Raw genomic sequence first — 20,045 nt, forward strand, 5'->3', positions numbered from 1 at the left:
GTTTAAATTCTCTGTTAAGCCTCCGGCGGATAGTACGATTTTCAAAGGAGCTTTTCGAGCTCGCTCAAAAAAATCTGGACATAATTATGCAGGGCATAATTGATCTAGTAAATGAACAGCACCTGCCATTGCAAAATTCCATGCAATGGCAGGTGTTTTTTTATAGGGTGAACAAAAACACCCCATTTCCTGTATAATGAAGGAAAACATAGGCATAGTTGCTAAAGGAGAACGAATGATGCTGATAACGTTAAGGAAACCCTCGCAAATTGTCACAGTGAAACAGGCTATTGAAATAGTTCATACGCTCTGGAATGGCAAATCACGTAAGGAACTTCGGAGCTATTTGGAGGATATTGAAACGGAGGAAGAGCATTATAGGCTTATTCGTCTCCTGGATAACGGTATGATGAATCATTATGCCAATTTTCTGGCCGCGCGTGCCCATAAACGTTTTCGTTCTGCACGGACCTTTGCTTGGAAATGCCATGCTCTACTGGAAAAAGGACATCCGATGGAAGTGGAGACGCTTATTGAACACTATCTTGCTTCTAGCGAATGTATACAGGCAACGCCAAAAGAATTGAATAGTATTCGGCGCGTTTATTTGAGTGCCCTCGTTATGCTGAATCGAATACCGGATGCAGAAGAAATGGTGCAGGAAATACGAGCGAACGGTGGGCATTTGTTTGCCGATCAACATACACCATTTTTGATAGCGGCTAATCGCTATGTTGAAGCGGAACAAGAACTTCGGGTGGCCCTCGGTCTCCCAGCTAAACAGCGTGGGGATCTTGCGCACTTAGCATTAGCGGATTTACTGTCAAGACGGGGAGAGCATCTGGAAGCTATTCATATGTTGACGGAAGGTGCTAAAAAATTTGAATGTGCCCTCGTGATGAAAATAGAGCGTGTTGAATATTTGTATCATCTTGGCCGTTTTGAACAATTGCTCATAGAGCTGCGCATTTTAAATGAACAAAATCCCTATCATATTCGCAAAGATTATTTCATATATCTGCAAGCAGAGCTGTTGTATCGATTGGAGAGGTGGGAGGAGTTTCAGAACTGGGTTGTTACACATGCGACGTTATTGAAGTCGACAGTGTTTGGCAAAAATACGATTGATTTCTCGATGTCGCATAGGGCAATTGGGCTTAATCCCATCAAGCAAAAAGTGAACTATTGCGTGCCTGCATCGATTGCTATGATGCTCGGGACATTTGGTATTGAAAAATCACAGGATGATATTGCTGAACATATTTTTGACGTTACCGGATCGAAAATTAGTGATACTGTTCGATATATGGAGTCACTGGGCTTTGTGACGAAATATTTTAAAGGGTCCGTTGAACTATATAAGCCCTTGATTGATGCAGGTGTGCCTATTTTACTCGATCTCTTTATCGAAAATAGTTCCCATGTGCAAGTGGTTAAAGGCTATGATGACCGTATTGGTACGTTGGAAATCCAAGACCCGAATAGCTTGCACTCCTCGTATGTTCGATACGAACGCTTCGATACAATTTATCGACTGAAGGACCGGTTATCAATCGTATTTGTTCGTCCTGAACAATCGGATTTGTTGGAAGGGCTAGGAGAGGAAAATCATCTATTTTTCAAAGGGATTTTTCAGCATTTAGACAAGTTAGAAGAAGATGTAGAAAAATACATAGATGATATGCTTGTATTCCTTGATGCGCATACTAAAGAATTATACGTCTCTATTTTAGGTCTTACGGTTATTCAGCATGATAAGCTGGAGCCGAAGTTGGAACAGTGGCGTACACATTTAAGGACAGTGTTAGGAACAGAAGATCATGGGCTAAACTTGATGATTGCTAGTTCTTATCATCGTTATGGAGAACAAGAAAAATTTCGAGACATCATTGGGAAGCTAAAGAAACAAACACCTTTTATACAGTTTCTCTTAGGCGTAGAAGCTTATAAGCAGGATCGGACAGAAGAGGCGATTGTTCATCTGAAATCGGCGTTAGAGATGGACCCTTATCAGCCTGTCGCTTATGCTTATCTTGCCAATTGCTATAGTGACATAGGGGAGCCAGTAAAGGCTTTGCAATTTTCTAAAGTAGCGCTTTGGCAAGATTCCTCTAGAGAATTTATCCGAACAGCCTATGCGAATGCACTACTTGCTGCTGGTAAAATTGAAGAGGCATTGAAGCAATTTCAAATGCTGGTGAACGATTTTCCGACAGAAGCTTATTACCTCTATGAAGTTGGGCGTTGTTATTTAGGACAAGATGTTGAAAAAGCGGTGGAGTATTTTAAACGTTCTATGGACTTAAACCCGCTGATCGCATACCCGTACTTGCGAATTGCTGAAGTACAGATGGATGAAGAACGATGGGAGAACGCAGAAGGGACGCTGCTAAAAGGGGTTAACAGCGGTATCTCTTCTGAGAAGACGGGATTATTATGGTTATATATTGGGCATAGCCATAAGGCGCGAGACCAATTTATACAGGCGGAGCAGGCATATTGGCATGCGGCAGAAAGAGATGTAAATAAGGACAATTTGGCTATCATCTATAGAGTGCAGGCCGTTATTCGGCAAGAGGAATGGGAGCGTGCAGAGCAAATCATTCAGCAAACTTTAGAAGCAGACTATAATGCTGATATTGCATTTCGTGCGGGTGCTATGATGTTTGACGAAGCGGAAACTAAAGAGCAGCATGAAGTAGCGGTTTGGAGAATGGAAGAAGCTTTACGGCAACTGCAAGAAGATATCGTTCAGTACGTTCGGCTATACGTAGATGCAATTGAGTATACGCCCGCAATGGAGCAGGGGGCAGACCTACTTGCAGAATTGCGTGCAATAACGGATGACACGGATATATACTGTTATGAGGCGTATTTACGAGAGAAATTGGGACAATTGAATGAGGCAGAAGCATTGTTAAAAGAAGCGCTGAATTTGAGTGCGCCCAATACATTCCCTCATTATCGATTAGGACTTTTGTATAAGGAAATGGAACAGCCAACTCTTGCGATTGCCCATTTTCAAACCTGTCTTGAACTTGATGTGGATTTTCATTCTGCGCGTGAAGAACTTGTTCAATTGTATGGAGTTGGCGCTCATGTTGGACGTGCTAAAACATATGCACTGGAGTTATTAGCGGATTGTCCGGAGGTATGTGATGTTAGGCAACTGACTAACTGGTTGAATAACGATGAAAGACGAGCGGTTCGAAATCGACTTGTTGAACTGGAAGGATCTGTCCGTGAGGAGTGGCGTAAACTTGCGTTGAGTGCAGTTATACCTGCGAGCGAAGCGATTGACTTACTGCAAAATGAAGAATCGCCTAAGCTACAATTTCAGTTGGCGAAAATGTATATTGCAGAAGATAAATACAAGCTAGCCTTTGAGATATTAAGAATGCTTGTTAGTGAGTATCCAGAAGACGAGAACTTGTACTCATATTGGGCAGAGGCTATCTATGAAGCTAAAAAGCATGGAGATATCACTGAGACGATTGATGAAATGGAGCTGTCTGTCGCTGAAAGGGCAACGGTATGTCGTCATCTTGCGGCAGCATTTTTCCCGCGTGCGAAAGAGTATTTGGAGCAGTTAAATGAAAGGAAAACATGGCGCACTAAAATTCGTGGATTTATGAAAAACTTGAATATAATTGTAGTGATCGATGAACTATTTAAAGCCTCTTATGAATATGAGCCAGATAACCCGGATAATTATTGGGATTATGGTAGTTTTCTTATTGATATTGGTGAGTATCATGATGCCTTTAAGGAATTGCAGAAATATCTTCGGAATCACGATGATGACAATATTCAGTACAAAATTGGTGTTGCGGCACTTTATCATGGTTTTACAACAGAAAAGCCTCAGTATATTCAGCGTGCGAAGGAGAAGTTTGAAATCGTCACCAGGCGAGTACCTCACTATTATTACGGCTGGGACAGGTTAGCGGAAGCTTATTTTTATCTTGGCGAATACGACCAAGCGTTGGCGACTTATCGGCAAGCAGTCGAGCTCGATGGATCAATGCCAGATGGTTATGCAGGCATCATCCTGTGTTTGGATTACTTAAATCGTACAGAAGAGGTTGTGGGCTTCGCAAATAAGTTGGAAGAATCTCTTAGACAGGCAACGATTGAACGAATCGAGCAAGCTATGTTTGAAACAACTGAAATCGTTCAGCGGCTGCTCAAAAAATAACGATGAATAAATATAGTTGACGCAGTCTGTCATCCATGGTAAAGTAAATAAGGTTAGTAATGACTGAATACAGTTTGTGGTATAAGAAGAGGCTACCCGCTTCTCACCTGTTTGACGCCTAGACGTTGTTGACAGGTCAACACATGAGTGAAAGTGCCGTGCATTTCGATGTGCGTACACATACGCGGGTAGACAAATCTAATTTGTCTACCTTTTTTATTTTGATTCAGTGAGTGTCAAACACCCGCAGAATCAAAATAATACCTCCGGCGGATGTCACAGATTTTTAAGGGGAGCTTTTCGAGCTCGCTCGAAAAAATCTGGATGCAATTACGCCGGGCGTAATTGATTGGATGGACCTGTGGGACTGACCTAGATGGTTGGTATACCCAAACCATGTATTCGCGAGATAATATCCGGAGGTGGATTACTATTAGCAAAGACATGTACGTAAATGAGGGTATTCGTGCCCGCGAGCTGCGAATTATCGACCATAACGGCGATCAGCTCGGAATCAAAACTCGTACCGAGGCACTAGAAATCGCCGCTCGTGCGAATTTGGATCTCGTCCTTGTCGCTCCACAAGCGAAACCCCCAGTAGCTCGTATCATGGACTATGGGAAGTTCAAATTTGAGCAACAGAAAAAGGACCGTGAAGTACGGAAGAATCAGAAGATTATCCTACTCAAAGAAGTTCGGTTAAGCCCGACAATCGATGAACACGATTTTCAAACGAAACTACGTAACGCGATCAAATTCCTTGAAAAAGGCGACAAAGTAAAATGCTCTATCCGTTTCCGAGGACGTGCGATTACGCACAAGGAAATCGGACAGCGTGTCCTTGACCGCTTCGCAGAAGCGTGCAAAGATGTATCTACGGTTGAACAACGACCGAAGATGGAAGGTCGCAGCATGTTCTTAGTGCTTGCACCGACTGCTGAAAAACAGTAACAACGAAAGATTTAGGAGGAACAGAACATGCCAAAAATGAAAACTCACCGCGGTTCAGCGAAACGTTTCAAAAAAACCGGTTCTGGTAAATTGAAACGCGGCCGTGCTTACACAAGTCACCTTTTTGCGAATAAATCGACAAAAGCGAAACGCCACCTGCGTAAAGCTTCACTCGTTTCTTCAGGAGACTACAAACGTATCCGTGAAATGCTCACATACGTAAAATAATTCAAAACATAATCGGACAGAAAAGCAGGAGGTAATGAACTATGCCACGCGTAAAAGGTGGAACAGTGACGCGCAAGCGTCGTAATCGAGTATTGAAATTAGCAAAAGGTTATTACGGTTCAAAACATAGACTTTATAAAGTCGCAAACCAACAGGTCATGAAATCATTTAACTATGCATACCGTGACCGTCGTCAAAAGAAACGTGAATTCCGTAAACTTTGGATTACACGTATCAACGCGGCTGCACGTATCAACGGTCTTTCATACAGCACACTTATGCACGGTTTGAAAGTAGCTGGTATCGATGTTAACCGTAAGATGCTTGCTGATCTTGCAGTAACAGACGCACCAGCGTTTGCACAACTTGCAGATGCAGCTAAAAAATCAATCGCAAAATAAGAGTCATACTAGAAGCCGCCACGAGAACCGGAGTTAATCCGGCCTCGAGGCGGCTTTTGATTGTATAGGAAGTTATTGTTGCCACGGGTGTTCGAGTTTGTAGAAAAGGTAGCTGAGTTCCATACGAGAATAGCTCGGTTTCTAGATTTGTCACTTTATGTTTAGCAAATAGTGTAAAATGGAAAAAGAGAGAAGGGGGAGAAATGGATGGAGTCAGTAGCGGTAAGTTGGATTATTTTCATGTCGATTTGGGCGTTTGCGGCAATGGGCTATGACAAACGTCAGGCAAAGAAAAAAGGACGTAGGGTGCCTGAAAAAAACTTGTGGTTATTGGCGTTGATTGGTGGAGGTATAGGCGCTTATATCGGCATGCAAATATTTCGCCATAAGACGAGGCATACATCATTTCGTATTGGTTTTCTCCTATTGGCAATGGTCTATGGAATAGGCATTCTTTATTTGTTGGGTGTCCGTATGTCAGGTGGTTTCGTAGCATAGGAAAAAGCCCGTTTCACTTGAATCCACGGGCTGTCGTTAAGAATGCATCAATTGTTCAATCGGGTTTTTCCAACTGATATCAGCTTTTGGGTAGTTAGAAAGAATTTCCGATTTTAAGAAATGAAAATCATCTTTTGTGAAGCCTTGCAATTTTGCTTCGTCCTTTACCCAGACAAAGATGGAGACAACTTCAAAAGAATCCTCAGTGGTGCCTAAGTATTTTTCACCTTCAAACATAGCACCCTTATACGTAATAAAAAAGTTTTTTCGTACATTTTTTACATCATCATAAAAATAAAATTGCTGTTGCTCATAAGCTTCATCCAATTTACGTTTGGGATCCGTCAAATAACGAATACCGCGGTAAAATAAATAGATGATGAAAGCGATGATGACAAAACGGATTAGCAATGGCATAATAGATCCCCCCTCACTTTAAACGTGGTACTCTCTTCTACGGATGAGGGGCGGGATTGGTTTCATTATTATTAAATTTTCTGGAGGTTTTTTATATGCAACTGACAAAACTATTTTCTATGCAACGCGAATTGGATGCATTTATTCAAAATAATCGACAACAGCAGACCGATGTATTTCAAGAAAAAGGGCTGGCACTCCTGATTGAGCTGGCAGAATTGGCGAATGAAACGCGCTGCTTTAAATTTTGGAGTACAAAAGGTCCATCAGAGGATGCTGTTATTTTAGAGGAATATGTGGATTCTATTCATTTTCTTCTATCGCTCGGTATTGAAAAGGATCTACATACACTGGAAGATTGGCCTGTACGTGAAGTTGAAGGGGAACTGACACAGTTATTTTTAAAAACAACGGCAGTCATTCACTATTTTTTGAATGAATTGACAATGGAGTCCTATGAGCAGGTGTGGGTTTATTATGGGGCTATTGCCAACAAACTAGGATTTACAAATGAGGACATTATCCAGGCTTATATCGAGAAGAATGAAGAAAATTATAATCGGCAGAAAGTGGGCTATTAAAAAGTTTTATAGAAAAATCAAAAAAACCATTGACAGAAACCTCTGAATAAAAAATAATAGAGTATAGTAAGTGGAATAATAAGGAGGCGTCAATATGAATGAATGGAACAAAGAGGATTTTGGTGTGCGCTTAAAAACACTACGGGAGCAACGTGGATTATCCATGATGGCGTTTGGTACGGCTATCGGGACATCTGCTAGTCGTATCAAAGATTGGGAAAAAGGAAAAAATGCCCCGTCTGCGGCTTGGATTGCCAAAATTTCGGAACGGTTTAATGTTTCGACTGACGAGCTAATCCTTGGAAATGCCAAGATATCAAAGGCGTTTAAAAACTCTGGCTCTCCAAATATTGATTTGTTGTATGATAAGCTACGCGAAACGATTACGGATGAGTTAGAGGCAGATGAAGAAACAGATAGAACTGCTGAATTATATGCCGAACTGGATGCTATTAATAAGGAAAATTATAGAAGCGGTAAGGGAAGAAGGCGTGCTGAGCGGGAATTACTCGCTATCCTAACCGAACTTCCGAAGAAGGAAGTACTGGAATTATTAGAGCTTGCTAAGGTGAAAAAGCGCTGGTTGTAATGAAATCGACTGCTATGACACAGAAAAAGAATAAAAAACGACTATGTTTTTTTGCAGTTGTCATCATAGCCCTACTTTGCCTAATGATCTACCGAGGAAATACGACAGTCGGCGTCACAGCGTATACAATTGTTTCTGATAAAATTCCTGATGATTTTAACCTGTATACAATCGTTCAGTTATCAGATTTACATGATGCAAAGTTCGGTGAGGATCATGTTGAGCTCGTCAATAAAGTGAAGATGATTGCGCCGGATGTTATTTTTATCACGGGTGATTTTATCGACAGTAATCGTTATAATCTTGAGCAAAGTTTAGTCCTTGTCGATAAGCTTCAATCAGTTGCACCGATGTATTATGTCACAGGCAATCATGAAATCGCAACGAATGATACTGATCGTATTAAAGATGCACTAGAAAATTTAGGCGTAAGGGTTTTATCAGATGAAGCTGAAATCATCACATTGCACAGGAGTGCCATCGCAATTGGTGGGATTGAAGATCCGCTATCAAGCTATCTAGACGATGAAGAGGCAGTCCAGGCTTCGATGAGTCAGGCATTTAAAGATGTACCAGCTAACATGTTTACAATGTTATTGTCACATAGGCCGGAACAATTTGAAGTGTATGTTGAGTGGGGAATCGATGTGACGTTCAGTGGTCACGCGCACGGAGGTCAGTTTCGAATTCCGGGACTTGGTGGACTTGTTGCACCTGGGCAAGGCTGGTTTCCAGCATATACATCAGGGGTACATGACAAGAATGACAGTCGTATGGTCGTCAGTCGGGGGCTTGGGAACAGCATCATCCCTATTAGAGTCTTCAATCAACCGGAGATTGTTGTTGTCACCTTGCAAAAAAAATAGCTAACAAAAAAACGTAAAGAGTATATCCTTCTTGCGTTTTTTTGCCGTGTAAACAATTATGAAAAGTATGAAAGTGTTAACGCTTTCATGTTATGATGGATATATAATCTGAAGCTATTGAATGCAAGAAAGGATGATGAATGTGAAAGCGTTTATTCATGAGGCTGGGAAATTGAAAATAAGTGAAGTGAGTGAACCCGTGGCAGGAATAGGAGAAGTTATCGTTGCGATTCGGACGGCAGGGTTGAACCGCCGCGATTTGTACATACCTGCTCGTAGAGGGGATGCAACAGAAGCGTTAACGCTAGGCTCTGATGGGGCAGGTGTGATTGAGTCGATCGGTGAAGGGGTAACGAGCTTTGCGGTTGGCGATGAAGTCATTATCAATCCGGCACTTCGTTGGTATGACAATAGCGATGCACCGCCAGAAGCATTTGATATTTTAGGTATGCCAGATGACGGAACCTTTGCGGAAAAAATTGCTATTTCGGTGGAGCAAATTGAAATAAAACCAGCTCACCTAAGGTGGGAAGAGGCAGCTGTGCTGGCTCTAGCGGGTGTCACAGGCTATCGTGCATTATTTACAAAAGGGGGATTGCAGGCGGGCGATACGGTTTTTATCCCAGGTGCGGGGAGTGGTGTCGCGACCTATCTGATTGCATTTGCTAAAAATAGTGGAGCGCGTGTAATAGTTACATCGCGAAGTGAGGGCAAGCGGAAACAGGCTCTTGAGCTCGGGGCAGATATTGCGCTAGATACGGCTAGTGATTGGCAACAAGAGCTAGCGGGTGAAACGATTGACCTAGTTATTGAAAGTGTTGGGCAGGCAACATTTAATCGTTCGCTAGATGTGTTAAAAAAAGGTGGACGTATCGTTGTCTTCGGAGCGACGGCAGGTGATCAGGTCGACTTGGATTTGCGTGCATTTTTCTATGGTCAATATCAATTATTTGGCTCGACGATGGGGAGTAGAGAAGAACTACGTGACATGCTGGCGCATATTGAAAAGTACGGGACACGTCCAGTTGTCGATACAGTGTTTAAGCTAGATGATGCGTTGGCAGCGTTTGACTATATCGAAGACAGTAAGCAATTTGGAAAAGTGGTACTGCGGGTAAGTGAATAATGTCTCTTTTCAAATATAAAACCGTTATTTGGGTGTCAGAAAACAAGGCTTAACTCAAAGCATGAATACACTATACTATAGGCAAAGAAAGGTGGAGGTAGTTGTGACAGAAGAAGTCATTCCATTGACGGATTTAGAAATTGCATCAAAGGCAGTCATGAAACCAATTTGGGAAATTGCTGAAAAAGCAGGCATTCCAGAAAAAGCGGTTGAACCATATGGTCGATTTAAAGCGAAAATCGATGTAACGAAGCTAACTGGAGCAAGTAAGAATGGTAAAGTTGTTCTTGTTACCGCGATTAGCCCGACACCAGCGGGAGAAGGCAAGTCGACTGTTACGGTTGGACTTGCGGATGCACTTTCTAGGCTAGGTGAAAAGACGATGATTGCCTTACGGGAGCCATCACTTGGTCCTGTTATGGGGATGAAAGGTGGGGCGACAGGTGGCGGTTATGCACAAGTGTTGCCGATGGAAGAAATCAATTTACATTTTAATGGTGATATTCATGCCATTACAACGGCAAATAATGCACTGAGTGCAATGATTGACAATCATCTTCATCATGGTAATATTTTACGAATTGACCCGCGAAGGATTACATGGAAGCGTGTGTTGGATATGAATGATCGTGCATTGCGCCATGTGACCATCGGCCTTGGCGGGCCTGCGCAAGGTGTTCCAAGAGAAGACGGCTTTGACATTACAGTCGCTTCTGAAATTATGGCTGTATTTTGCTTAGCAACTAGCCTAACAGATTTGAAAGAGCGGATTGCCCGGATTGTCATCGGCTATACATATGACAAGGAAGCCGTTACTGTTCGTGATCTTGGTGTGCAAGGTGCACTGACATTGCTATTGAAAGAAGCATTTAAACCTAATTTAGTTCAGACAATTGAAGGGACTCCTGCTTTGATACACGGGGGGCCATTTGCCAATATAGCACATGGTTGTAACTCATTAATGGCGACAAACACAGCACGTAAGCTAGCGGATATTGTTGTCACTGAAGCAGGATTCGGGGCTGATTTAGGCGCAGAGAAATTTATGAATATTAAAACACGCCAAGGGAATTTTGCACCGGATGCAGTTGTCATTGTCGCGACAGTACGTGCGTTGAAAATGCATGGCGGTGTACCAAAAAGTCAGTTGAAAGAGGAAAATAGTCAGGCTGTGAAGAACGGTATGGAAAATTTGGCAAAACATATTGATACGGTACTCGCTTTTGGGGTACAGCCAGTCATTGCGCTCAACCGTTTCATTACAGACTCGGCAGCTGAACTTACAGTAATTGTTGATTGGTGTGAGGAGAATGGGGTCCGTGTGGCTTTGACAGATGTGTGGGAACATGGGGGAGAAGGTGGTCTCGCCTTGGCGCAAGAAGTCATCAGTCTGTTGAATGAACCGAACCATTTTGCACCGCTTTACCATGTCGAACAATCTGTACATGATAAGATTACGGCAATTGTTCAGAAAGTATACGGTGGGCAAGGTATTATCCTGACAGATCGGGCGCTGAAAAATCTTCAGGATATTGAAAAGAATGGGTGGGACGTCTTACCAATTTGTATGGCCAAAACCCAATATTCATTTTCCGATAATCCAATGATGCTTGGTCGTCCTGAAGGGTTTACAATTACAATTCGAGAAATTATTCCGAAACTCGGTGCTGGATTCCTTGTCTGTCTAACAGGTGATATTATGACGATGCCTGGTTTGCCTAAAACTCCGGCTGCGCTTGGCATGGATATAGACGCTGAAGGTAATGTAGTTGGTTTGATGTGAAAAGGAGAGGCCGCCAGCTTGAGGCCGCTGAAAAAGTCCTCAATTAAAATTGTGACTGAAAGTTTCCATTGAAACCGCTTCGGCGCTTGCGGATGCCTCCCGCCATAAGCCAAGCAGAAAACCGCTGCCAGTCTTATGGCTTCGGCTACCGCTGTAAGGCGCCCTCGCTGGTTCTGCTTACGCATTTTACTAAGTTACTAAAAAGTAATGAAGACAACGAAAGCGAGCCATTCCACGATCTAATCGAGGAATGGCTCGTTTTATTGTTGTATAATGAAGAGACTAATTCTAGGCGGTGTCCCGATGATTTCAAACCAAGAAACGTTAAACCTCAGCCCATATATGGCGATTTACGATATCGTAGTGCCCAAAGATAATCAGCTCCGTCAAATCAATGACCTTGTTGACTTTTCTTTCGTATACGATGAATTAAAAAATAAATATTGTCTCGATAACGGCCGCAATGCAGTGTCGCCGATTCGGATGTTCAAATATTTATTGCTTAAATCAATCTTTGACCTATCTGATATTGATGTCGTAGAACGTTCTAAATACGATATGTCGTTTAAATATTTTCTTGATATGGCACCAGAAGATCCGGTGATTGACCCTAGTTCCTTAACGAAGTTCCGCAGACTTCGTCTTCAGGATGTAGGCTTATTAGATTTGCTGATTCAAAAGACGGTAGAAATCGCATTGGACAAGAAATTAATCACTAGTAAAACCATCATCGTGGACGCTACACATACTAAATCACGTTATAATCAACTGTCACCGAAAGAGTTTTTGACGGTCAATTCGAAAAATGTACGTAAAGCCGTCTATAAAATCGATGAATCTATGAAAGAGAAATTCCCAGCTAAACCAATTTCTAACGAAGTGAAAGATGAATTGGCTTATTGTAAAGAAGTCATTGTAGTGATTGAAAAAGAAGCCCATCTTATCAATATTCCAGCGGTCAGAGAGAAGTTAAATGTATTGAAGGAAGTTGTAGAAGACTACACGGAACAGCTTGAGTATTCGGCGGATCCAGATGCGCGTGTTGGTCATAAAACAGAAGATTCCTCTTTCTTTGGCTATAAAACGCATATTGCGATAAGTGACGAACGACTGATTACGGCTGCGATTGTGACAACTGGTGAACAAAGTGATGGGAAATATCTACAAGAGTTAATTGAGAAAAGCCAAGAAACCGGTATGGAAATTGAAACGGTGATTGGGGATACCGCGTACTCTGAAAAAGATAATATTCGTTATGCGAAGAAAAATGAGCTTGAACTCGTATCGAAATTAAATCCCCAAATCACGCATGGTGCACGCGCAAAAGAAGATGAATTTGAGTTTAATAAAGATGCAGGAATGTATGTGTGTAAAGCTGGTCATATGGCGATTCGGAAAGCGCGTATAGGAAAGAAGAATGTAGGGAAAAATCAAAGTCAAACCTATTATTTTGATATCAATAAATGTAAAACTTGTCCGCTTCGCGAAGGTTGTTATAGGGATGGCGCGAAAAGTAAAACCTATTCTGTTACGATTAAATCGACTGAACATAAAGATCAAGAAGCGTTCCAAAACAGCGAAAAATTTAAAGAGAAGGCAAAGTCTCGCTATAAAATTGAAGCGAAGAATAGTGAATTGAAACATAGACACGGGTATGATGTAGCCACATCCGCGGGTCTATTTGGTATGCAGATACAAGGAGCGATGGCTATATTTGCGGTCAACCTCAAACGGATTAGGACGCTAATGAAGGAATCAGAGTAAGGAATACGAAAGGAAAAGACGTTATTTCGTTCAATTTCGAACGAAATAGCGTCTTTTTAAATTTAAGCTCACTTATGGGATTTAAAAACGTAAGTTTTTCAGCGGCCTCGCCAGCTTGGTGGTCTTTTTCATTGCTTAGGAAACTATAAAATCTCGTACTGTGGATAAGTTGAAATAATGTGATTTCTCGTCTAGGCTCCAGCGCCTAGGGACTCGGGTCGTTTCGGTCTTGTTAGTAAAGGCAAAGAGCTCCTCTACTTTCAAGCCCTCCAATAGGGAAGGATTGAACTTCATCCTTCCTATCTGTCGCACCTGAATAGGCGCTTGCGCTTTTGTTCTTATGTTCGTTCACGATCTAAAAATATCCATTTATAATAATAGTGAACAAATTGTGAATATTTTATATGAATATGCTTTTTATCATAGTGATAAGTTACACTATATGTAGTTAATATATACTGGAATAATGTAAAAGGAAGGAGAAAGGGACTGGGTGAACAAACATTTTAGATTTCAACTGACGATGATTCTCATTGCCTTTTCCTTAGTGCTCTCCTTGCTAATTGCTTGGTTTGATTATAGCAAGCTAAAAGATCGCGTGTTGATAGGACATGAAACGAAGATTGAGATGGCGGAGAGTAAAATTCTTGACTCGCTGACTACGATTGATAGCGTTTATAGTCTGTTGGATCATCAAATGGCTGATGAAATGGAGAGCTATTCGCATGAACTCCTTGCGAAGTATGAAAAGGAACCTAATTTTGATAAATGGGATTTCAAAGAACTGAAAAAACGCTTTGGCATGGAAGTTTTTATTATTAATGAAGACAATAAGATTATTAATAGTAGTATGAGCAAAGATATTGGGCTGGATTTTGAAAAATGTTGTACAGGTCTTGCAAAGCTTTTAACTAAAAGAAGGCTTGGTACCGATTTTTCACATGATGGAATGGATTTGCAGCAAAGAACGGGTGAAATGAAAAAGTTTAGCTATATGCCAACTCCGGATCATAAATACATTGTTGAGTTAAGCGTAGCACTTGAAGACAAAGAAATTTATCAAGAATTTAATTTTATGAAAACGATTGCTATTTTGGAAGAGAAGTATGATGAAATTAACTCTATACGTGTCTATAATTCGGCTGGACGTCAGCTTGGAGTTACGGAAGTGAGAAAAGTATTGCCTTCCATGCGCTCCGTCATTCGGGAGACATTGAGTACTATAGAGCCACAAGAACGTAGTGATGGGGATATTACATATCGTTACATTCCTTACGTTGCGGATGATCCCCGTGGCTTATCGACAAAACGGGTCATTGAAATTGTCTATAATAACGGTGAATTGTCAGGATTACTAGGTAGCTATCGTAATGAATTTATCCTTCAATTATTTTTAATATTAGTTGCGGCAGTAGGACTTTCCTTTATCATTGCACGTCTTGTTGCCAAACCTATCTATCTTGCGTTTCATGATAGTTTGACTGGCTTAAAAAATAGGGCAGCATTTGATGAGGAAATCAAAAAAATATTAGCAAAAAAACAGGGTAATGTAGCACTTATGATGATTGACATTGATAACTTTAAAACAGTGAATGATTCGCTTGGGCATGGAGAAGGGGATCGAATTTTACAGTTGGTAGCGACAATGATTCAAGAGGTTGCAGGGCCGAATCATGTAGTTGCTAGGGTCGGTGGCGATGAATTTGTCATCATATTATCCAAAATAAAAGAGCGTGAGTTGAAACAGCTTGCAGCAAAAATGGTAAACCAACTTAAAGAGGTGCTACTGGCGCAGCACCAACTTGAGAATATGGATGTGTCAATTAGTATTGGTATCGCTTATGCAACGATGCACGACGAGGCAGATACACTGTATAATAAAGCTGACCATGCGTTATATAAATCCAAAGAGAATGGTAAAAATCAATATAATTTTTATACACTGGCATGAGTACCAAGTGAAGAAAAGGGGCTATCCGAGTATATTTGGATTAGCCCCTTTTAACATGCTTATAAAGCCTTGTCGTCTACTGAATCCAGCCATGATTCAATGGTGCCAATGACTGATTCCACACAGCCATCTTCAAATGGAGAAATCAAGTTTGCTTCAGCAACGAGTTTCGTAAATGACTTCGAGCCGCCGAGGGTACATAAATGTAAATAGTCCTTCCAAGCCGCCTCGTGGTCTTCACGTGAACGTTTCCAAAATTGGAACGCACAAATTTGTGCCAGCGTATAATCAATATAATAAAAAGGGCTTTCGTAAATATGTCCTTGACGTTGCCAGACGGCACCGGATTCCAAGTATTCGATGCCGTCATAATCGCGCATTGGTAAATAGATTTGCTCAATTTTTTTCCAAGCTGCTTTACGCTCGGCTGGCGTCATTTGTGGATTTTCATAGATAACATGCTGGAATTCATCCACAGCAACACCGTATGGTAAAAAGAGTAGTGCATCACTTAGATGTGAAAATTTGTATTTGTCTGTCTGTTCTTTGAAAAAGAGTTCCATCCAGGGCCATGTGAAAAATTCCATGCTCATGGAATGGATTTCTGCCCCTTCGTAGGTCGGCCACATATATTCTGGAATGCCGATATTACGACTTGAATACACCTGGAACGCATGCCCTGCTTCATGCGTCAGTACATCAATATCTCCAGAAGTACCATTGAAGTTGGAGAAAATGAACGGTGAGTCATAGTCATCGATGAATGTACAATAACCACCTGCTTCTTTTCCTTTCTTCGCTTCAACGTCCAATAAATTTCTGTCCGTCATAAACTTGAAAAATGTATCTGTTTCTGGAGACAGTTCGGCATACATCTTTTTGCCGTTGTCAATGATCCATTCAGGAGGGCCTTGTGGTGTTGCATTGCCTGTTAAGAAATTAAGAGACTGGTCATGGTATTTTAACGTATCGACGCCAATCCGCTCTGCCTGACGCTCGTAGAGGCGGCTAGCAAGTGGCACGATGAAATCTCGTACTTGATCGCGGAATTTCTTCACCATATCCGCATCATAATCAATGCGGTTCATGCGAACATAACCAAGCTCTACGTAGTTTTTATAACCAAGTGTTGTTGCAATTTGGTGGCGAAGTGTAACGAGTTTGTCGTAGATGGTATCGAATTGCTCTCCGTTATCTGCATAAAATTTTTGTGTAGCTTCTAGTGCAGATTTACGAATAGCACGGTCTGTCGATTCGGCATAAGGTCCCATTTGGGCAAGCGTTAGCGTCTTACCATCAAATGTGATTTGTGCAGATGCAACAAGTTTCGAATAGTCAGATGCCAATTTGTTTTCCTTTTGCAGCAATTCAACAATCTCTGGTGCAAAGGATTTAATAGCATTATCGGCAAGTGCAAATAATTGGCTGCCCCATTGTTCTTCTAATTGTGCTCTAAAAGGAGTCACCACGAGTTCCTTGTAGTAAGCGGTTTCAAGTTCCTGGTACTCAGGTCCAATTTCATCGAAATAATCTCGTTCCGCTTGATAGAATGCATCATTTGTATCGATAGAGGAGCGGATGTAGACAAGATTAGATTGTGTAGAGTAGTTGCGACCGATAGCATTAATCTTTTCCATTACCTCGTTTTGCTGTTCATAAGAGCTTGCGGTGCGGAATTCCTGAAGTAGCACTTCGAACTCTTTTTTTAATGTTGCCATATCAGGTTTTGTGTATGAATAGTCTTCGAACTTTAACATGCTAATTCCTCCTGAATCTTTACTAGTGAAATACTTCACTGTTTCTATTGTTCACGAAGTTCGGACAGATTGCAAAAGAAATTTGTTCAACGGGAAAACTATTTTGATGAAAAAGAGTCTATTGCATCATTTTCTTGGAAAATGGGGTATGATGGAGAGTAGTGTGCAAGGTGTACATGGTTATGTGAAAAATTGTGAGTGAGAGGTTGTTATAACTATGGAAATTAACGAACATATTGTTGATCAAATGCTTGATCCAACTGGAATTATTGCAGGGGAACGTTATCAATTTCGACTCTATCTAACATTAGACGAAGAAGATGAACTTTATGCTGAAGGCGGAACTGGCCTACGCGTCATTTTTGCAGTCGATGGAGATGAAGAGCGAATTGCATCGTATCACTTTTTTGAGCGTGCAACTGAAAAAGTTCTTGATTTTGAATTAGAGGATGACGAAAAAGAAATCGTCCTTGCATTTTGTAAAGCGAACAGAGGAGAATAAGTAAATCTAGCCTGTACATTTAATTGTGCAGGCTTTTCTCTACTTCTTCTTATAAATGTAAAACATATTATGTGTTTTTTTTAGAGAATTAGTAGATAATAAGTGAAGTGGATGCAGAGGTCTTTGTTTTTCATCCAGACGAAAAAGAAAAACTATAACAGGAGTGTTTGCATATGAACAACGAAATCGTCGATATTACAATCATCGGGGGAGGACCAACAGGGCTTTTCTCTTCGTTTTACGCGGGAATGCGAGAAATGTCTGTCAAGATTATTGACAGCTTGCCACAGCTTGGTGGTCAACTCATTGAATTATATCCCGATAAATATATATATGATGTTGGTGGATTCCCGAAAGTTCTTGCGAAGGATTTCGTTGCGAATCTAGTAACACAAGCACATTATGCCAAGCCAGAAATTATTTTAGGAGAGACAGCACTATCGGTCACACGAGATGGCGATCATTTCATCCTACAAACAGATAAAGGCGTGCATTTGACACGTACGATTTTGCTGACAGCGGGAATTGGAGCGTTCCAACCTCGGAAAATTGGTTTGAAGGAAGAAGTCAACTTTGAAGGAACGACCTTGCATTACGGCATTAAAGATTTAACAATTTTCAAAGATCAAAACGTTGTCGTTTGTGGCGGGGGAGACTCAGCAGTCGATTGGTCACTTATGCTCGAGGATATCGCAGCAAGCGTTACACTTGTTCACCGTCGTGAACGCTTCACAGCGCATGAAACGAGCGTCAATCAGCTAATGGAATCAAAAGTAGTTGTCAAAACTTCACGTGCTGTCAAAGCGATTGAGGGCGAAGCAGGGGCTGTGAGTGGCGTTGTCCTAGCTGATAAAGAAGGAACAGAGGAACACCTAGCTATTGATCATCTGATCGTTAACTACGGTAATATCTCATCACTTGGACCGTTGAAAGAATGGGGCCTTGAGATGGATCGCAACTCTATTTTGGTCAACACGCGTATGGAGACGAATATTGAAGGCATTTACGCAGCCGGTGATATTACGAACTATGATGGTAAGGTCAAGCTAATTGCTGTTGGACTAGGTGAGGCTCCGATTGCTGTCAACCATGCAAAATCGCATATCGATCCGAAAGCAAGAGTACAACCGCTGCATAGTACGAGCGTGTTTAGCTGAATAGATGGAATGAAAAAAGCCGCATATGCGGCTTTTTTTGTCTAGCTCCGGGCGCCAGATGCTCGGGTCATAAGCCAAACTAGCTATGCGGCAAAAAGCGCCGCGCCGCTAGTCCGTCTTATGCCTGTCGCATCTAAGCAGGCGCCCTCCGCATTTCGTTATTATTTTACAATAGAAAAGTAATGACCAAAATGAGCACTAACGGACCAAATAAGATGACATAGCCAAGAGGCTGTCCAAAGTTGACGGTCCAACCTACACCAAATCTTTTTTCGACGAAAATGGATGGGTCATTTTTATTGACATAAATGGCGCCAAACTTCCAGTATTGGTCATCGTCAACATCTGTGACACCTAGTGTGGCTTCATCTTCAAATGCAACATCTATGCGTGAACCACTTTGGCCGACTTTGAAGGCGTAGATGGCTGTCCCGATGAGGATAAATAATAGAAAACTGAGTGGCATAGCGAGCATAAGCGCAGTGTTACCAATTCCATCGTGAATCGTTGATAAGTGTAGAAAACTCATCAGAATTGTCGAAAGTACAGTTGTCATGAACAAAAACCAACTGCTATATTTTCGGAAGGATAGCTGTTGAACTTGGGAACTTTTACTTTTAGCGGCATTCAATTTAATGCCTGACCGTTTTATTAGCGCATTGAATCCAAGTAACATCCCTTGCATGATTAATTGAATAAGTAGAAGGGCAATGACAGAAAATGGCGTTTTAGGGCTGAAAGCATCGGGTTGTCCATTGGGTCCCCAGTGCGTCGGAATCATATCAGGCATATTGCCGTATTGCGTTGCGGTATAGGCGATAAGACCAATTGTAATTACTATTGGTAAGGCATAGATAGACGTTGGAAGCATTTCATCTTTCGTACGGATGGCTAAGTCGACAATCCGTATTTGCTTCAAGTCAGTCCCCCAGTTATTAGTGCGTTTCAGCTGGGTTATTTTTGCATGGAAATATAAATACAGGGCCATGCCGAGAAAAAGGATGCCGAATTGAATCGCTAATCCTGTTAAGACAATTTGTTCTTCGGTAAGGGTGTTGCTGTTTGCCCAAATGGCAAAAACGAAGAGTGAGAGGAGGCCGATGCTACTGATGATGGTTGAATACATTTTTTTGTAGGATGCAACAACAGTATTATCCGTATAGCCTTCCGGAATAGTAACACCGAAAGCAATCGTCCGTTTAAGCAAAAATGGAATGGCGGACTCCATAACGACAATGAAGCCTAAAATAAGTAGCAAAATGGTAGTCGTCATTTT

Annotated in this window: 17 protein-coding genes; 14 read left to right on the forward strand and 3 right to left on the reverse strand. The window is 41.6% G+C overall.

The features are described 5' to 3' along the window. Positions 1 to 238: 238 nt before the first annotated feature. From N1I80_RS07980 to N1I80_RS08000, 5 genes are all read left to right on the forward strand, one after another. Positions 239 to 4,198, forward strand: a complete 3,960-nt coding sequence (locus tag N1I80_RS07980) for a tetratricopeptide repeat protein (RefSeq protein ID WP_340737363.1) — start codon at positions 239 to 241, stop codon at positions 4,196 to 4,198. A gap of 432 nt (positions 4,199 to 4,630) precedes the next feature. After that, positions 4,631 to 5,149 carry a translation initiation factor IF-3 gene (gene infC / locus N1I80_RS07985; protein WP_203246966.1) on the forward strand — a complete coding sequence of 173 codons (519 nt, stop codon included), beginning with the start codon at positions 4,631 to 4,633 and terminating at the stop codon, positions 5,147 to 5,149. Between the two features lie 27 nt (positions 5,150 to 5,176). Further along, positions 5,177 to 5,377, forward strand: coding sequence for a 50S ribosomal protein L35 (gene rpmI / locus N1I80_RS07990; protein ID WP_203246687.1), 201 nt, complete (start codon positions 5,177 to 5,179; stop codon positions 5,375 to 5,377). Positions 5,378 to 5,418: 41 nt separating this feature from the next. Further along, the gene (rplT, locus tag N1I80_RS07995; RefSeq protein WP_340737364.1) at positions 5,419 to 5,778 is read left to right on the forward strand and encodes a 50S ribosomal protein L20; all 360 of its coding nucleotides are present in this window, start codon (positions 5,419 to 5,421) and stop codon (positions 5,776 to 5,778) included. Between the two features lie 207 nt (positions 5,779 to 5,985). Then, on the forward strand, positions 5,986 to 6,276 hold the full coding sequence (locus tag N1I80_RS08000) for a DUF1294 domain-containing protein (RefSeq protein ID WP_340737365.1): 291 nt from the start codon (positions 5,986 to 5,988) through the stop codon (positions 6,274 to 6,276). 36 nt (positions 6,277 to 6,312) lie between these two features. Here N1I80_RS08000 and N1I80_RS08005 read toward each other — a convergent pair whose 3' ends face one another. Then, entirely contained in the window at positions 6,313 to 6,693 is a 381-nt protein-coding gene (locus N1I80_RS08005; RefSeq protein WP_340737366.1) for a sigma-w pathway protein ysdB, read from the reverse strand. Positions 6,694 to 6,788: 95 nt separating this feature from the next. Here N1I80_RS08005 and N1I80_RS08010 point away from each other — a divergent pair, with 95 nt between their 5' ends. The 7 genes from N1I80_RS08010 to N1I80_RS08040 all read left to right on the forward strand — a co-directional run bounded on the left by N1I80_RS08010 (position 6,789) and on the right by N1I80_RS08040 (position 15,353). Continuing rightward, entirely contained in the window at positions 6,789 to 7,274 is a 486-nt protein-coding gene (locus N1I80_RS08010) for a dUTP diphosphatase (RefSeq protein ID WP_340737367.1), read from the forward strand. Between the two features lie 94 nt (positions 7,275 to 7,368). Then, the gene (locus N1I80_RS08015) at positions 7,369 to 7,863 is read left to right on the forward strand and encodes a helix-turn-helix domain-containing protein (RefSeq protein ID WP_340737368.1); all 495 of its coding nucleotides are present in this window, start codon (positions 7,369 to 7,371) and stop codon (positions 7,861 to 7,863) included. Next, entirely contained in the window at positions 7,863 to 8,729 is an 867-nt protein-coding gene (locus N1I80_RS08020) for a metallophosphoesterase (protein WP_340737369.1), read from the forward strand. The genes N1I80_RS08015 and N1I80_RS08020 overlap by 1 nt, the downstream gene beginning before the upstream one ends. Before the next feature lie 142 nt (positions 8,730 to 8,871). Continuing rightward, on the forward strand, positions 8,872 to 9,855 hold the full coding sequence (locus N1I80_RS08025; protein ID WP_340737370.1) for a zinc-binding dehydrogenase: 984 nt from the start codon (positions 8,872 to 8,874) through the stop codon (positions 9,853 to 9,855). Positions 9,856 to 9,916: 61 nt separating this feature from the next. Further along, positions 9,917 to 11,638 carry a formate--tetrahydrofolate ligase gene (locus N1I80_RS08030; protein WP_340737371.1) on the forward strand — a complete coding sequence of 574 codons (1,722 nt, stop codon included), beginning with the start codon at positions 9,917 to 9,919 and terminating at the stop codon, positions 11,636 to 11,638. A gap of 303 nt (positions 11,639 to 11,941) precedes the next feature. Continuing rightward, complete coding sequence (locus tag N1I80_RS08035) at positions 11,942 to 13,402, forward strand: IS1182 family transposase (RefSeq protein ID WP_340737105.1); 1,461 nt, start codon at positions 11,942 to 11,944, stop codon at positions 13,400 to 13,402. A 493-nt stretch (positions 13,403 to 13,895) separates the two neighbouring features. Next, positions 13,896 to 15,353 carry a GGDEF domain-containing protein gene (locus tag N1I80_RS08040; protein ID WP_340737372.1) on the forward strand — a complete coding sequence of 486 codons (1,458 nt, stop codon included), beginning with the start codon at positions 13,896 to 13,898 and terminating at the stop codon, positions 15,351 to 15,353. A 59-nt stretch (positions 15,354 to 15,412) separates the two neighbouring features. Here N1I80_RS08040 and N1I80_RS08045 read toward each other — a convergent pair whose 3' ends face one another. Then, positions 15,413 to 17,110: a M3 family oligoendopeptidase gene (locus N1I80_RS08045; RefSeq protein WP_340737373.1), complete on the reverse strand. Its 1,698-nt coding sequence runs from the start codon at positions 17,108 to 17,110 to the stop codon at positions 15,413 to 15,415. A 217-nt stretch (positions 17,111 to 17,327) separates the two neighbouring features. Here N1I80_RS08045 and N1I80_RS08050 point away from each other — a divergent pair, with 217 nt between their 5' ends. Beyond that, positions 17,328 to 17,612, forward strand: coding sequence for a DUF6509 family protein (locus N1I80_RS08050; protein WP_340737374.1), 285 nt, complete (start codon positions 17,328 to 17,330; stop codon positions 17,610 to 17,612). Positions 17,613 to 17,785: 173 nt separating this feature from the next. Continuing rightward, on the forward strand, positions 17,786 to 18,769 hold the full coding sequence (locus N1I80_RS08055) for an NAD(P)/FAD-dependent oxidoreductase (RefSeq protein WP_340737375.1): 984 nt from the start codon (positions 17,786 to 17,788) through the stop codon (positions 18,767 to 18,769). Positions 18,770 to 18,935: 166 nt separating this feature from the next. Here the strand turns inward: N1I80_RS08055 and N1I80_RS08060 are convergent, their stop codons facing one another. After that, a complete protein-coding gene (locus N1I80_RS08060; RefSeq protein ID WP_340737376.1) occupies positions 18,936 to 20,042 on the reverse strand; it encodes a DUF1648 domain-containing protein in 1,107 nt (368 codons plus the stop codon). Positions 20,043 to 20,045: the final 3 nt, after the last annotated feature.

The organism is Sporosarcina sp. FSL K6-3457, from assembly GCF_038007285.1.
Taxonomy (GTDB): domain Bacteria; phylum Bacillota; class Bacilli; order Bacillales_A; family Planococcaceae; genus Sporosarcina.

Bases quoted from the DNA above. Each gene is read 5' to 3' on its own strand.
- N1I80_RS07980 (WP_340737363.1), top strand. From the start codon at position 239: ATGCTGATAACGTTAAGGAAACCCTCGCAAATTGTCACAGTGAAACAG.
- rpmI (WP_203246687.1), top strand. From the start codon at position 5,177: ATGCCAAAAATGAAAACTCACCGCGGTTCAGCGAAACGTTTCAAAAAA.
- rplT (WP_340737364.1), top strand. From the start codon at position 5,419: ATGCCACGCGTAAAAGGTGGAACAGTGACGCGCAAGCGTCGTAATCGA.
- N1I80_RS08000 (WP_340737365.1), top strand. From the start codon at position 5,986: ATGGAGTCAGTAGCGGTAAGTTGGATTATTTTCATGTCGATTTGGGCG.
- N1I80_RS08005 (WP_340737366.1), bottom strand. From the start codon at position 6,693: ATGCCATTGCTAATCCGTTTTGTCATCATCGCTTTCATCATCTATTTA.
- N1I80_RS08010 (WP_340737367.1), top strand. From the start codon at position 6,789: ATGCAACTGACAAAACTATTTTCTATGCAACGCGAATTGGATGCATTT.
- N1I80_RS08015 (WP_340737368.1), top strand. From the start codon at position 7,369: ATGAATGAATGGAACAAAGAGGATTTTGGTGTGCGCTTAAAAACACTA.
- N1I80_RS08020 (WP_340737369.1), top strand. From the start codon at position 7,863: ATGAAATCGACTGCTATGACACAGAAAAAGAATAAAAAACGACTATGT.
- N1I80_RS08030 (WP_340737371.1), top strand. From the start codon at position 9,917: ATGAATACACTATACTATAGGCAAAGAAAGGTGGAGGTAGTTGTGACA.
- N1I80_RS08035 (WP_340737105.1), top strand. From the start codon at position 11,942: ATGATTTCAAACCAAGAAACGTTAAACCTCAGCCCATATATGGCGATT.
- N1I80_RS08045 (WP_340737373.1), bottom strand. From the start codon at position 17,110: ATGTTAAAGTTCGAAGACTATTCATACACAAAACCTGATATGGCAACA.
- N1I80_RS08050 (WP_340737374.1), top strand. From the start codon at position 17,328: ATGGAAATTAACGAACATATTGTTGATCAAATGCTTGATCCAACTGGA.
- N1I80_RS08055 (WP_340737375.1), top strand. From the start codon at position 17,786: ATGAACAACGAAATCGTCGATATTACAATCATCGGGGGAGGACCAACA.
- N1I80_RS08060 (WP_340737376.1), bottom strand. From the start codon at position 20,042: ATGACGACTACCATTTTGCTACTTATTTTAGGCTTCATTGTCGTTATG.